The sequence below is a fragment of the Paenibacillus sp. FSL L8-0708 genome (assembly GCF_038009325.1).
Classification (GTDB): domain Bacteria; phylum Bacillota; class Bacilli; order Paenibacillales; family Paenibacillaceae; genus Paenibacillus_AQ; species Paenibacillus_AQ odorifer.
Map to the genome: position 1 here is coordinate 173,936 of NZ_JBBPBC010000001.1, position 14,029 is coordinate 187,964.

14 protein-coding genes and 1 tRNA gene are annotated in these 14,029 nt (G+C 45.2%); 13 read left to right on the forward strand and 2 right to left on the reverse strand.

Annotated elements, in window-relative coordinates; all coding sequences use genetic code 11:
• The first annotated feature begins 26 nt into the window (after positions 1–26).
• From NYE58_RS00855 to NYE58_RS00905, 11 genes are all read left to right on the forward strand, one after another.
• The gene (locus NYE58_RS00855; RefSeq protein WP_076219204.1) at positions 27–1,517 is read left to right on the forward strand and encodes a UxaA family hydrolase; all 1,491 of its coding nucleotides are present in this window, start codon (positions 27–29) and stop codon (positions 1,515–1,517) included.
• Between the two features lie 207 nt (positions 1,518–1,724).
• Positions 1,725–1,949: a DUF1858 domain-containing protein gene (locus NYE58_RS00860; RefSeq protein ID WP_076219201.1), complete on the forward strand. Its 225-nt coding sequence runs from the start codon at positions 1,725–1,727 to the stop codon at positions 1,947–1,949.
• Between the two features lie 15 nt (positions 1,950–1,964).
• A complete protein-coding gene (locus tag NYE58_RS00865; RefSeq protein WP_076308723.1) occupies positions 1,965–3,224 on the forward strand; it encodes a DUF438 domain-containing protein in 1,260 nt (419 codons plus the stop codon).
• A gap of 209 nt (positions 3,225–3,433) precedes the next feature.
• A complete protein-coding gene (locus NYE58_RS00870) occupies positions 3,434–4,384 on the forward strand; it encodes an ROK family glucokinase (RefSeq protein WP_036687097.1) in 951 nt (316 codons plus the stop codon).
• Positions 4,385–4,430: 46 nt separating this feature from the next.
• Positions 4,431–5,330 (forward strand): RNase adapter RapZ, encoded by a 900-nt coding sequence (gene rapZ, locus NYE58_RS00875; protein ID WP_076126855.1) that lies wholly within the window; start codon positions 4,431–4,433, stop codon positions 5,328–5,330.
• A gap of 54 nt (positions 5,331–5,384) precedes the next feature.
• Positions 5,385–6,332, forward strand: coding sequence for a gluconeogenesis factor YvcK family protein (locus tag NYE58_RS00880; RefSeq protein WP_169744815.1), 948 nt, complete (start codon positions 5,385–5,387; stop codon positions 6,330–6,332).
• A 45-nt stretch (positions 6,333–6,377) separates the two neighbouring features.
• Positions 6,378–7,307, forward strand: coding sequence for a DNA-binding protein WhiA (whiA, locus tag NYE58_RS00885; RefSeq protein ID WP_036687104.1), 930 nt, complete (start codon positions 6,378–6,380; stop codon positions 7,305–7,307).
• 97 nt (positions 7,308–7,404) lie between these two features.
• Positions 7,405–7,674, forward strand: coding sequence for an HPr family phosphocarrier protein (locus tag NYE58_RS00890; protein ID WP_036687106.1), 270 nt, complete (start codon positions 7,405–7,407; stop codon positions 7,672–7,674).
• 169 nt (positions 7,675–7,843) lie between these two features.
• Positions 7,844–8,599, forward strand: a complete 756-nt coding sequence (locus NYE58_RS00895; protein WP_076126857.1) for an SIMPL domain-containing protein — start codon at positions 7,844–7,846, stop codon at positions 8,597–8,599.
• Positions 8,600–8,724: 125 nt separating this feature from the next.
• The gene (locus tag NYE58_RS00900) at positions 8,725–9,828 is read left to right on the forward strand and encodes a PdaC/SigV domain-containing protein (protein ID WP_076219200.1); all 1,104 of its coding nucleotides are present in this window, start codon (positions 8,725–8,727) and stop codon (positions 9,826–9,828) included.
• A gap of 111 nt (positions 9,829–9,939) precedes the next feature.
• Complete coding sequence (locus tag NYE58_RS00905; protein WP_076186860.1) at positions 9,940–10,578, forward strand: GDSL-type esterase/lipase family protein; 639 nt, start codon at positions 9,940–9,942, stop codon at positions 10,576–10,578.
• Positions 10,579–10,667: 89 nt separating this feature from the next.
• Here the strand turns inward: NYE58_RS00905 and clpP are convergent, their stop codons facing one another.
• Together clpP and NYE58_RS00915 are read right to left on the reverse strand one after the other, a co-directional pair.
• The gene (gene clpP / locus NYE58_RS00910) at positions 10,668–11,264 is read right to left on the reverse strand and encodes an ATP-dependent Clp endopeptidase proteolytic subunit ClpP (protein WP_036687113.1); all 597 of its coding nucleotides are present in this window, start codon (positions 11,262–11,264) and stop codon (positions 10,668–10,670) included.
• Positions 11,265–11,457: 193 nt separating this feature from the next.
• A tRNA-Arg gene (locus NYE58_RS00915) sits at positions 11,458–11,532 on the reverse strand.
• 268 nt (positions 11,533–11,800) lie between these two features.
• On the opposite strand from NYE58_RS00915, the gene NYE58_RS00920 reads away from it, so the two are divergent.
• Positions 11,801–12,853 (forward strand): sugar-binding transcriptional regulator, encoded by a 1,053-nt coding sequence (locus tag NYE58_RS00920; RefSeq protein ID WP_076126862.1) that lies wholly within the window; start codon positions 11,801–11,803, stop codon positions 12,851–12,853.
• 113 nt (positions 12,854–12,966) lie between these two features.
• Positions 12,967–13,977 (forward strand): type I glyceraldehyde-3-phosphate dehydrogenase, encoded by a 1,011-nt coding sequence (gap, locus tag NYE58_RS00925; RefSeq protein ID WP_036687120.1) that lies wholly within the window; start codon positions 12,967–12,969, stop codon positions 13,975–13,977.
• Positions 13,978–14,029: the final 52 nt, after the last annotated feature.

Genomic DNA, 14,029 nt, shown 5'->3' on the forward strand with positions numbered 1-14,029 from the left:
GAGGTGACAAATATATGATCAAGACGATGAAAGAAGTATTGCAGATTAATGAGGCTGATAATGTCGCTGTTGCACTTAAAGACTATAAAGCAGGCGACACCATTGTGATTGGTTCAAAAGAGATTAAAATTACTGAAGATATCGCTAGAGGCCATAAAATTGCACTATCCAGCATTAGCGAAGGTGAAAACGTATTGAAATATGGTTACCCCATTGGTCATGCTATAGCGTCTATCGCGCCGGGGCAGTGGGTGCATACCCATAACACTAAGACAAACCTAACAGGGGTAGAGGAATATACCTTTGAGCAGAAGCTGACGCCGAATCCTTTTGCAGCGGAGAATTTGACCTTTAAGGGGTATCGCCGCTTTGATGGATCTGTAGGTATCCGCAATGAGCTGTGGATCGTCCCTACTGTTGGTTGTGTGAATGGAGTGGCGGAGCAGATCATCAATATTTTCAAAGCAGAGGTTGGAGATATCGCACCTTTCGATAACGTGCTCGTGCTTAAGCATAACTACGGTTGCTCCCAGCTGGGCGATGATCATGACAATACACGTACGATTCTGGCTAACGCGGTTAAACACCCGAATGCGGGCGGCGTGCTTGTGCTCGGATTGGGCTGTGAGAATAACAATTTGCATATTTTTAAAGACATGCTGGGCAGCTATGATGAGGATCGTGTGCGTTTCCTTGTCTCCCAGGAGGTTGGGAATGAGATTGAAGAAGGCGTGAAGCTGCTGAAGGAAATCTACAATAATGTACAAGGTGATCAACGGGAAGAGGTATCACTCTCCGAGCTGAAGATCGGTCTGAAATGTGGAGGCTCCGACGGGTTATCCGGTATTACTGCGAATCCGCTCCTTGGACGTCTGTCTGATTATATGGCTGCTCAAGGCGGGACCACTGTACTGACAGAAGTGCCTGAAATGTTTGGTGCCGAAAAAATTCTAATGGAACGTGCTGCGGACGAAACTATTTTCAACAAAATTGTCGATCTCATTAATGACTTTAAGCAGTATTTTATGGACTATAAACAGCCGGTATATGAAAATCCTTCTCCAGGGAATAAAGCCGGAGGAATTACTACGCTTGAGGATAAATCATTGGGTTGTACTCAAAAATCGGGGAACGCTACAGTTATGGATGTCCTCAAGTACGGGGAGCTTATCACTAATAAAGGCTTAAATCTCCTTAACGCACCTGGCAATGATCTTGTGGCTTCCTCTGCACTGGCTGCTGCTGGCTGCCAATTGGTGATCTTTACGACCGGGCGGGGAACACCATTTGGTACATTCGTGCCAACGATGAAGGTATCTACCAATACCCCATTGTATGAAGGCAAACGTCATTGGATCGATTTTAATGCAGGTGTGTTGGTGGAAGATGGTTCTCCAGATGAGGTCCTGCGCAGCTTCATAAACTATATTATTGCGGTGGCCAGCGGTGAATGGGTTAATAATGAAAAGAATAATTTCCGTGAGATCTCCATATTCAAAACAGGAGTAACGCTATAATAAATCATTAATTAATGACAAATCAGGCTGTCTCTTATGCTTTTTAAGCGTAGGGGGCAGTTTTTTTAGGTTCACAGGAGACATAATCCGTCTTAAAAAGAACGATAATTGCATTCTTTTGAATTAGTGATTGCAATCACAATGGTCCTGTACGGCCTGTGCTAATCTTTTATTGAGAATAGTTCTCACATGAAGGAGAAGAGTCAGATGGAAAAAGTGCTGAGTTTGGATGAATCTATATTCGAGATGGTATCACGGCATCCGGAGGTCATCGAGATTATGGTAGAGCTGGGCTTTAAGGATATTGCCAAGCCTGGCATGCTGCAGACCGCTGGCCGTTTCATGACCTTATCCAAAGGAATTAAGCTGAAGAAAATGGAACTCGAGCACGTGAAGCTAACTTTTGAACGTCATGGTTTCGGGATTATTTAATAAAGGAGTGTTAATATGAGCGAACTGATTAACAACCGTGAAGTTGATGTGCCTGAACAGACTCGTCGCCAGGCTATGCTTAAGGAGATTATTAAAGAGCTGCATGCAGGGAAAAGTGTAGAAGAGGTTAAGGCGCGGTTCGCCGAAGCTGTGGGTGATGTTACCGTAGCGGAGATTTCCGCGATGGAGCATTCATTAATGACCGAAGAAGGAATTCCGGTATCCGAGGTCCAACGTCTTTGTTCGGTGCATACAGCCATTTTTAAAGGCTCTATTGAGCAAATTCACCGCTCGTCCCAGCCCGAGGAGCAGCCAGGCCATCCAGTACACACCTTCAAATTGGAGAACCGTGAGATCGAAAAACTTGTTAACTTCCGCATGGATCTGCACGCAACAAAGTTTCAAAAGAATGATAGTGAGGAACTGATCTTCAAATTGTTGGAGGATCTTAGCTTGCTGCTGGATCTTGATAAACACTATAGCCGAAAAGAAAATCTGCTGTTCCCATACCTCGAAAAATACGGCATTTATGGCCCAACCAAGGTAATGTGGGGAGTGGATGATAATATCCGCCGTATGATTAAAGAGGCAAAAGCTGCGCTCAGCACTTATAGCGGAAACGCAACAGAAATAGGCATTCAGCTTGAGGAGATCATCAAGGAAGTTAATGAAATGATCTTTAAGGAAGAAAATATTCTATTGCCCATGGCCCTGGACAAACTGACGGAAGATGAATGGGTCAAAATCGCCCGGGAGAGTGATGAGATCGGGTTCTGCCTAACCGCACCGGAGCAGGAGTGGATCCCTGAGCGGGCCGCTGAGCCGGACGGCGCAGTGCTGGAAGAAACAGAAGGAGCTACGCCGCAAGGCGGGTTTATCCGTTTTGAGACAGGGTTGTTGTCACTGCATCAGCTGGAGACCGTACTCAACCATCTTCCTGTAGATCTAACCTTCATTGATGAGAATGATGTTGTCCGATATTTTTCACACGGGAAGGAACGTATCTTTGCCCGAACTAAAGCGGTTATCGGCCGTACAGTACAGAACTGTCATCCCCCGCAAAGTGTTCATGTGGTAGAGAAGCTTTTGGAAGACTTTAAGGCAGGCCGTAAGGATGCTGAGGACTTCTGGATCAATATCAAGGATAAGTTTATCTACATCCGTTACTTCGCTGTACGAGACGAGTCAGGCCAATATATGGGCACGCTAGAGTTCACACAGAATATCGCTCCAATCCGAGCATTAGAGGGCCAAAAGCGCATTTTATCAGAATAAATCGGTGCGTTGGGTTATTTTCCAGATAATAATATAGGTACAAGACTCTCTTACTTAGGCGTAAGGGGGTCTTTTTAGAATATAATAGAGTATACTCTTAAAATAAGGAATTCCCGGGTGTGTTGTCTTTCCTTGACCACAGAGAGGGCTTCTATTATAGTTGGTACTTAGGATTAACTATTTTAGTATAAAAAAAGGTGGCTTGTTACATGTCTGAGAATATCTACGTTGGCGTGGATTTGGGTGGAACTGCAATTAAGGTTGGAATCTGTAATGCTGAAGGTACCCTGCTACATACTTATGAGGGACCTACAGGAACTGCAGAGGGTGTCGATACTGTTATCGATAATATCGAGAAGTATGTACGCCAAATTGTGGAGGATTCCCCGTACTCTTGGGATCAGCTTGCAGGTGTAGGAGCGGGTGTAGCCGGGTTCACAAATATTCGTGAAGGAATCATCATCCTTGCGCCTAACATAGGATTTAGAGATGTGCCGATCCGTTCCATTTTGGAAGATCGTTGGAACAAGCCTGTCAAAATAGACAATGATGCGAATGTGGCTGCACTGGGCGAAGCTTGGAGTGGTGCGGGACGTGGCGTTGATAACTGTGTCTGCTATACGCTTGGAACAGGTGTCGGTGGCGGAATTATTATTAATGGAAAGATTTATCAAGGCTTTGCGGGATTAGCTGGTGAGCTTGGTCATATCACAGTAGTGCCGGATCTGGAAGCTATTCAATGCGGCTGTGGCAACATGGGCTGTCTGGAAACCGTTTCCTCCGCCACAGGTATTATCCGCATGGCTAATGATGCAGTAGCTCGTGGCGATCGTACTTCCCTCTCTATGGTAGAGAAGATTGCTGCGAAAGAAGTCTTTGATGCGGCTAAGGCTGGCGATGAAGTAGCTATCCGTATAGTGAATCGTGCAGCGTACTATCTGGGTAAATCCATGGCTTCTGTTGCGGCTGTGCTTAACCCTGAAGTATTTATCGTTGGCGGCGGTGTGTCTAAGGCTGGAGATATTCTATTTGATGAGGTTCGTCGTGTGTTTGCGAAATTGACACCGGCTCCGCTTCAAACTGGTGTTTCGATTATTCCAGCTGAGCTTGGTAATGACGCAGGTATTGTTGGGGCTGCCGGCCTTTTGCTGCGTTCTTAAAAGACGGGAAGTATTCATATACTAAATCTAGGGAGGGGACGCTTTTATGACCGAATTGGACAATACCCCAACGGCTGGAGCCACCCTGATTATTATTACGGGAATGTCAGGTGCGGGGAAGACAATTGCTGTACAGAGTCTGGAAGACCTAGGGTTCTTCTGTGTCGATAATTTACCACCGGTGCTGATTCCCAAGTTCGCAGAGCTAATTGAACAGTCGAAGGGTAAGATTGCCAAGGTAGCCCTTGTAATTGACCTGCGTGGTCGAGAATTCTTCACTGCTTTGTCTGAGTCTCTTGCCTATATCAAGGATGAGTCAACCATTGGCTGTGAGATCTTGTTTTTGGATGCTACAGATTCAGTACTTGTTCAGCGTTACAAGGAAAGTCGACGTCATCATCCATTAGCACCTAAGGGGCTGCCGCTTGATGGTATCAAGCTAGAACGTAAAATGCTTGAAGAATTGAAAAATTCAGCTACGTTATGTTTAGATACCAGCAGTATGAAGCCCGTGCAGCTTAAGGAGAAGATCGTTTCACGGTTTTCGCATCTAGGAAAAAGTACGCTTTCCGTCAATATTACATCCTTCGGATTTAAGTACGGTATCCCTATTGATGCAGATCTTGTCTTTGATGTCCGCTTCTTGCCTAACCCACATTATGTGGACCATCTGCGGCCTAAAACCGGCCAGGACAGTGAAGTCTACGATTATGTAATGAAGTGGCCTGAAACACAGGTGTTCCTGACCAAACTGCTCGATATGCTTCATTTTCTAATTCCGCAATATCGCAAGGAAGGTAAGTCCCAGATTATCATTGGCATTGGCTGTACGGGAGGTAAACACCGTTCCGTAGCCATATCTGAGTATTTGGGTAAAATGCTGGGCGTTAGCGAGACGGAATCCGTAACCGTTAGTCATCGGGATTCCGAGCGTGATCGGCACTAGAGAGAAGGGGTCATAGTGGCTGAAGAACAAAGACAGCGTCCACGTATCGTCGTTATGGGCGGTGGCACGGGGTTATCTGTTATGCTTCGTGGTTTAAAAGAGAAGCCATTAGATATTACTGCTATTGTTACCGTTGCCGATGATGGGGGAAGCTCAGGTATTTTGCGCAGTGAACTGCAAATGCCTCCTCCTGGGGACATCCGCAACGTATTGACAGCTATGGCTGATGTTGAGCCGCTCATGGCAGAGATTATGAGATACCGTTTCAACACGGGTGAGGGACTAGCTGGTCATAGTCTCGGCAACTTGATTCTTGCTGCGCTCACGGATATATCCGGCGATTTCGTTACAGCTGTACGGGAGCTCAGTCGATTATTCGCTGTTCGCGGCCGGGTATTGCCTGCGGCCGGTGAGGCTGTAATCCTGCATGCAGAAATGTCGGACGGCACGATTATCACGGGGGAGTCCAAAATCCCTGAAGCTGGCGGGATCATCAGACGAGTGTCCTTGGAGCCGCCAGATGTAGAACCGTTGCCCGAAGCGCTTGAGGCGATTCGGAATGCAGATGCGATCCTGCTGGGTCCTGGCAGTCTGTATACGAGCATTCTTCCCAACCTGCTTGTTCCGAAACTGGCAGAAGCGGTTGTATCTTCGAATGCTATCAAAATTTTCGTCTGCAACGTAATGACTCAGCCGGGTGAAACGGATAACTATACCGTCAGCGATCATCTTCAAGCTGTATATGATCATATCGGGATCGATTTATTCGATTATGTTATTGTTAATGACGGTGAGATTCCGGAACAGGTCCAGACGAAGTACGCCGAGAAGGGCGCGCGCCCGGTGCAGCTTGATAAAGAAGCGCTGGATGGCAATGGATACAAGGTTATAGCCGATAAACTGGTTTTATTCCGAACTTATTTGAGACATGATACCGATAAGCTTAGCCATCACATTTATCAGCTTGTGCAGGATTGGATAAACAGAAACCCTAGGGTATAACTTATAGATGAGAACGAAGTACTTATCAAGAAAGAGGTGAGACCCTTGTCTTTTGCGGCCCTTACCAAAAAAGAGCTGACGATGGTGGAGAGTGAACCCTGCTGCGAGAAGGCGGAAATGTCAGCGCTTATCCGTATGAATGGATCTGTGCAGCTTTCAAGCAAAAAGGTTATTCTCGACATTTCGACGGAGAACGCCGCGATTGCAAGGCGGGTATATTCTTTACTTAAGAAATATTACCAGGTCCATATTGAGCTACTCGTGCGTAAAAAAATGCGTTTGAAGAAAAATAACGTCTATATCGTCAGAATCCCAAACCGTGTACAAGAGATCCTAAAGGATCTTAGAATTGTGTCGGAAGGATTTATTTTTACCGATGGTATTGATGATGAGATTGTTGGGAATAACTGCTGCAAGCGTGCTTATTTGCGCGGTGCCTTTCTGGCTGGCGGATCGGTTAATAATCCGGAAGGCTCCTCCTACCATTTGGAGATTTCCTCGATGTATGAGGAACATTGTAAAGCATTAGTGGATCTGGCTGGGGAATTCCACCTAAACGCACGCTGTATTGAACGTAAAAAAGGGTTCATTCTTTACATTAAAGAAGGCGAGAAGATTATTGAATTCTTAAGTTTGATTGGAGCGCATCAGGCGCTGTTCAAATTTGAGGATGTAAGAATTATGCGCGATATGCGTAATTCCGTGAATCGGATCGTGAACTGCGAGACCGCAAATCTCAACAAAACTATAAGTGCTGCGGTGCGGCAGATTGAAAATATCAAGCTGTTGCAGCGAGAAATGGGACTGGAGAATTTGCCGGATAAACTGCGTGAAGTAGCAGAAATTCGAATGGCGCATCCAGATATCAACCTCAAGGAGGTTGGTGAAATGCTCAAAGGTACAGTCAGTAAGTCGGGAGTAAATCATCGGCTTCGTAAGATTGATGAGCTGGCGGACAAGGTTCGAGGCGGCTAATTACTTTTTTTCTAGTGTGGTTTACGTTATAATGATATAATAATATAAAATTAATGTGAAACTTTTGGGGAGAACTCAATTAGGGGGTAAGCGTTTCATGACAAAGCACCCGGTAGTTGTTCGGTTGAAGACAGGGCTTCATGCCCGACCGGCAGCATTGTTTGTGCAAGAAGCTAACAAGTTTTCGTCGGAGATTTTCGTGGAAAAAGATGATAAAAAAGTAAATGCTAAAAGTATTATGGGGATTATGAGCCTCGCTATCAGTTCCGGCACGGAGATTTACATTAGCGCGGACGGTGCGGATGCCGATCAAGCTGTAAACGCTTTGACAAGTCTGGTCAGCAAAGAAGAGCTTGAGAACCAATAATAGGAAGACAACATCGTTTCTGCTAGGAAGACTTTATTTATCGCATGACCAAAAGCCCTTCGGGGCTTTTTTTAATACCAAAAAATAGATGGAGAACGTGCAACATTTACCAAAATGACTCGTCTAGAGGATAATAACAAATCACAAGAAATGAAAGGGGCTGGCAAATATGAAAGGTTTATTGAAGAAAATTGGTTCAGTGATGATTGTAGGGAGTTTGTTAATTGGAGGGATCAGCATGAGTGGTGTTTTCCAAGGTCCTGCAAAGGCTTACGCAGATGAAGTGCAGAAAAATGTCGTTAGTGTAGTAGGTAAAGGCGAATTGTCCCTCAAGCCGGATATCGTATACTTGTCCATCGGTGTGGATACTACGGCCACAACTGCGCAAGAAGCGCAGAAGACCAATGCCGCTAAAATTCAGAAGATTATGACTTTACTGAAGAATACTTGGAAAATTGCAGATAAAGATATTCAAAGCACGCAGTTTTATGTGCAACCCAATTATAGTTACAGCGAAAAAGAAGGACAGCAAGTGAAGGGGTACAACGCCAATCATACGCTGTTAGTGTCTTATAGAGATCTGACCAAGGTTGGTGAATTGCTGGACGCTGCATCTGCGGCAGGGGCGAATAATATCGGAAATGCACGTTTTTCTGTGGAAGATACTTCTGCATTTGAAGCTCAGGTGATTGAAAAAGCGATGGCGAATGCAGATGTTAAAGCAGGGGCTATTGCTAAGGCAGCTAAACGCAGCTTGGGTCAAGTGATCACGGTCAGCCAAAATGATGGCGATATCACTCCGGTTTATTTTGAACAGAATCTAAAAATGAATATGGCTGCAGCAGATGCTGGTGCAAGTACATCCGTGCAACCCGGAGTAGTTAAAGTTACAACTCAGCTGAGCGTAATGTATGAATTGAAATAGTATCAGAACAAGGTGAATGCAGAGAGGAGAGGTGATCTTCCACTAGTAATAGTGGGGGGGCCTCTTTTTTTGTGTAAGTTCTCTACGATTCTGTTTAATAAATTGGAAAGGAGAGGAAAAATAAGATGATGAATATTATTTCAAAAGAATCAGCACGCAAATGGGGCATAGGTCTGATGTCAGCAGGTTTATTGTTTGGTGGAGGTCTGCTGCCCAGCGAAACGGGTTATGCAGCAGCTAGTAAAACGGAGAATAAAACTATTGAATCGCGTATCGTTTTAAAGGCAAACGGGATAAATTCGTTGCAGGAAGGTATTTTGAAGGAAGGACAGGCCTGGATTCCCCTAACTTTTATGCGAGGTGTGTTGGGATTACCGCTTGTGTATGATAAGAAGGAAAATGCGTACATGATTGGAAAAGGATCGGCCAAGGCCAAGTTGATGTTATCCAGCTACGGTACTTCTGTGTGGGTGAACAACTATTTCATTCGAGAGTATGAAGGGAAGTTAATTAATAATCGCCTCTATGTTCCATCAGGATTGTTAAATGATTATATGGGTTATAAGGTAGATTGGAGTCGGGCCGCCAGTAGGCTGAATGTGGTGAACAGACCGCAGAACGCGCTGACGGTAACCACGGAAACTTATGCTAAAGATCGGGCAGAAGCTTTTATTCAGCTTGATTATCCGAAGATCAGTGGATTGGGCAACTCCAGTGCGCAACAAGCTATTAATAATACTTTGAAGGAAAGTGTTATGAAATTCGCGGCGGGTGCAGAACAGGATATCTCCGATCGAGATGGAGCAGAGCCCAAATACACCTATGATTCAGGTTATGTAGTGACCTACAATCAGAATGGTGTGATCAGCATAGTGATGCATCAGTATAGTGATACGGGCGGCGCCCATGGAATGACTAACCGTGAAGCCTTCACCTTCTCGCTTAAGGATGGTAAACGTCTACTGTTGGGCGACCTGTTTGGAGCTAATCCAAACTACAAAAAACAGCTGAATGCAAAGCTGAGCAAGCTGCTGAAGGCAGAGGATAGTTATTTGGGAGGATTCAACGGATTGAATACGGAGAAATATTTCTATCTGAAGGACGACAAGGTTGTTCTGTTCTTCCAATTATATGAGTACACAGCGTATGCTGCAGGCTTCCCTGAGTATACTTTTAGTTTCAAAGAGCTTTTGCCGGATGGCAGTAGCCCGTTTGCTGGCATGAAATAAATGGAAATGCGTCGTCTCCGCTAATGTCGGCACAAGACATCTCCCCCTTACCAGAGTTGTCTCTTGTTCATATGCTAAAGGGAGTAACTAGTTTATGAACGGGGGAGAGCTATGGGCTACCAATATACTGCAATTGGCGATTCCTTGACGACTGGATTTGGTGCTCTGCCAGGTAACGGTTTTGTACCGGTGTACCGTAGAATGGCAGAAGGGAGACTGCGGACTACTGTAGCCTCTACGAATTTAGGCGTGAACGGAATGACTACTTCAGAGCTGGAGCAGCGGCTGCGCGGAAATTCCATGATGCGTGAGGCCGTTCGAGTAGCCGATATCATCACTGTGTCTATCGGTGGTAATGATTTGATTCACGCGGCCAAATCAGCAGCAAGACAGCAAGGCAACTTATCCGCAGAACTGCGCAGATCGCTTCAGGAATGCAAACAAAATTTCTCTGCAATTATGAATATCCTTATACAATTGAAGGCGAGGACGCGTAGACCTTTTATCATTAGAATTGTGGGATTATATAACCCCTATCCTCAGGTGGTTGGTGCGACAGAGTGGGTCAGGCAGTTTAATCAATACGCAGCACAGTACAGCAGCCGAGTATGTGGATTTGCTTCGATTTACAGTGAGTTCGCAGGAAATGAGAGAGGGCTGTTATCCATTGATCATTTGCATCCGAATGGCCGGGGTTATCGCGTAATTGCCGAGAAGCTGGATGCGCTAGGTTATGGCGGGCTGGCTTAATTGGATTTAGGTCTTCTATAAAATATAAAGAGGCTGTGCTCTAACCATAACGGATAGAGCACAGCCTCTTTATATTTTTACTTTATAGCTTACACACCGCTAGGCAATGTCTTCTCGATTACTTTATCTACGATACCGTATTCAGCCGCGTCTGCAGCAGTCATGAAGTAGTCGCGATCTGTATCCTTCTCAATACGTTCTAGAGGTTGACCCGTACGTTCTGCTAGAATACGGTTCAGCTTATCGCGCAATTTGAGGATGCGGCGGGCACGGATTTCAATGTCCGTTGCTTGACCTTGAGCACCACCCAGAGGCTGGTGGATCATAATCTCGCTGTTAGGCAGTGCGAAGCGTTTGCCTTTGGCGCCAGCGTTTAGCAGGAAAGCTCCCATGGAAGCTGCCATACCCACACAAATGGTGGAAACGTCTGGTTTAATGTACTGCATTGTATCAAAAATAGCCATACCTGCAGTAATGGAACCGCCTGGACTATTCACGTAGAGGTGAATGTCCTTGTCAGGATCTTCGGCAGCTAAGAACAGCATTTGTGCGATGATAGAATTGGCTACCACGTCATTAACCTCCGTTCCAAGGAAAATGATGCGGTCCTTCAGCAGGCGGGAATAGATGTCATAAGCGCGCTCGCCGCGGTTGCTCTGTTCTACTACCATAGGAATATAACTCACGTGGAAAACCTCCTTGATATTGGTTCTTTAAATGTATTCATTTTTACTCTTGCCGTATTACCCACATGATAAACAAATTCAAACAAAAAGTCAAAGAAAGTCAAACTTATATTCAAAAAAAAGAGCCGACAAGCGGCTCTTTGGTTAAGTAGTAGTATAGGCACTACTAAATTATGTGCAAAAATGAAATTAATGGCGCGCCCGCCAAGAATCGAACTTGGATCTCAGGCTTCGGAGGCCTACGTCATATCCATTGGACCACGGGCGCAACAAAAATGATTATAATACAATTTTTACACAATTGCAATGTAATATTAATACTGGACAAGCGCTCTAGGGACAGGCATCTGGCGCTATATCTTTTTCTGACCTTATTAATGTATAAGAAGACAAGCGCTTGAGAATTCTACTCTCGGAAGACTTGCGCTTCGAGCAATATTTGGTTAGAATATGGGTGGGACTTAAAAAGTTTACCCGGGACGTTTTGAGACCATGAACAAGGGAATAGAGGAAGACGAAGTTGCAGGAGTGAAAGTATGCGTAATTTATTAGATATCCAAAAGCAGCTTCTGCCTGATCTCATGGAAACCCTTAAGAGACGGTACACGATTCTTCATCAGATCATGCTGTCCGATATTATTGGGCGCAGAACGCTAGCCGCTTCGCTAGATATGACTGAGCGGGTACTGCGTGCCGAGACGGATCTTCTGAAATCGCAAGGGCTTATTGAGATCGAGAGTGTTGGCATGCGCATTAGCGCTGCTGGACGTAGACTGCTTGATTTGCTAGAGCCGGTTGTTAAGAGCCTATTTGGTCTGGATGAGCTGGAAGAGAAAATTCGAGCAACGTATGGTCTGGATAAAGTTATTGTAGTACCGGGTGATTGTGAGTCATCGCCGTTCACCAAACGAGAGCTTGGCCGAGCGGGTGCGAAAGCGCTGCTGAGTATACTTCGCGCAGATGATACAGTTGCCGTCACAGGTGGATCGACGCTTGCCGATATGGCTGATCAACTGGCACCGCCGTTGTCCCTTTCCTATAAGAACGCTTGGTTTGTTCCGGCGCGTGGAGGATTAGGAGAGAGTATGGAGATTCAAGCCAACACGATTGCCTCAACCATGGCAAAGCGGGTTGGAGCCAACTACCGGTTGTTGCATGTCCCTGATTTGCTTAGCGGGGATGCATACCAATCGCTGGCACTTGACTCTAATATTGGAGAGATTGTACAAACCATCCGTAGTTCGCGTATTATTGTACATGGGATTGGGGATGCCATTGAAATGACCCGCCGCCGCAAACTGGACGAGGCTACAGTCTCGGAAATCCAGGGTGAAGGGGCAGTGGCCGAATCTTTTGGCTATTATTTCAATGAAGAGGGTCAGGTTGTCCATACCATGCTTACGATGGGTCTACGTCTAGAAGATATTATTCGGACAGAGAAAGTCATCGGTATTGCAGGAGGCAAACCCAAGGCCAAAGCCATTCATGCCATGCTGCGTTTCGGGCAGGAGAATATTCTCGTCACGGACGAGGCTGCTGCAGTAGAAATAGGCAAGGAAATTGACAATCAACTACAGCTATCTTCGTAGTTTTTAGATTGCAGGCAATAACATACTTCTTGCATCATACTTAACATTGTTGTCATGACAGACCTCACCGTCTGTTTTGAATAAATAAAACGAATTCTAGGAGGAACTATTCAATGAGTGTAAAAGTTGGAATTAACGGTTTTGGACGTATTGGACGCCTTGCTTTCCGCCGTATTCAAAATGTAGAAGGTATCGAAGTGGTAGCAATCAACGACTTGACTGACGCTAAGATGCTTGCTCATTTGCTTAAATATGATACAACTCAAGGTAAATTCCAAGGTGATGTTGAAGTGCATGATGGCTTCTTCAAAGTCAATGGTAAAGAAGTTAAGGTTCTTGCTAACCGCAACCCTGAAGAATTGCCATGGGGCGACCTAGGCGTTGATATCGTACTTGAGTGCACAGGTTTCTTCACAACTAAAGAAGCAGCTGAAAAACACTTGAAAGGTGGAGCTAAGAAAGTAGTTATCTCCGCTCCAGCTACTGGCGACATGAAAACTGTCGTTTACAACGTTAACGATGACATTCTTGATGGTACTGAGACTGTTATTTCCGGCGCATCTTGCACAACTAACTGCCTAGCTCCAATGGCAAAAGTACTGAACGACAAGTTCGGTATCGTTGAAGGCTTGATGACTACAATTCATGCTTACACTGGCGACCAAAACACTTTGGATGCTCCACATGCTAAAGGTGACTTCAGACGCGCTCGTGCAGCAGCTGAGAACATCATTCCTAACACTACTGGTGCTGCTAAAGCAATCGGTCTGGTTATTCCAGAACTTAAAGGTAAATTGGATGGTGCAGCTCAACGTGTTCCAGTTGCAACTGGTTCCCTGACTGAACTTGTAACTGTTCTTGATAAGAGCGTTACTGTTGAAGAAATCAACGCAGCAATGAAAGCAGCTTCCGATCCAGACACTTATGGTTACACTGAAGATGAAATCGTATCTTCCGACATCAAAGGTATGACTTTCGGATCCCTGTTCGATGCTACACAAACTAAAGTATTGACTGTTGGCGACAAACAACTGGTTAAAACTGTTGCTTGGTATGACAATGAAATGTCCTACACTGCACAATTGGTTCGTACTTTGGAGAAATTCGCTAAAATCGCTAAGTAATTGACTTGATATAAGCAACATCTATAGAGCGGAAACAGAAATTCCTTGTTTC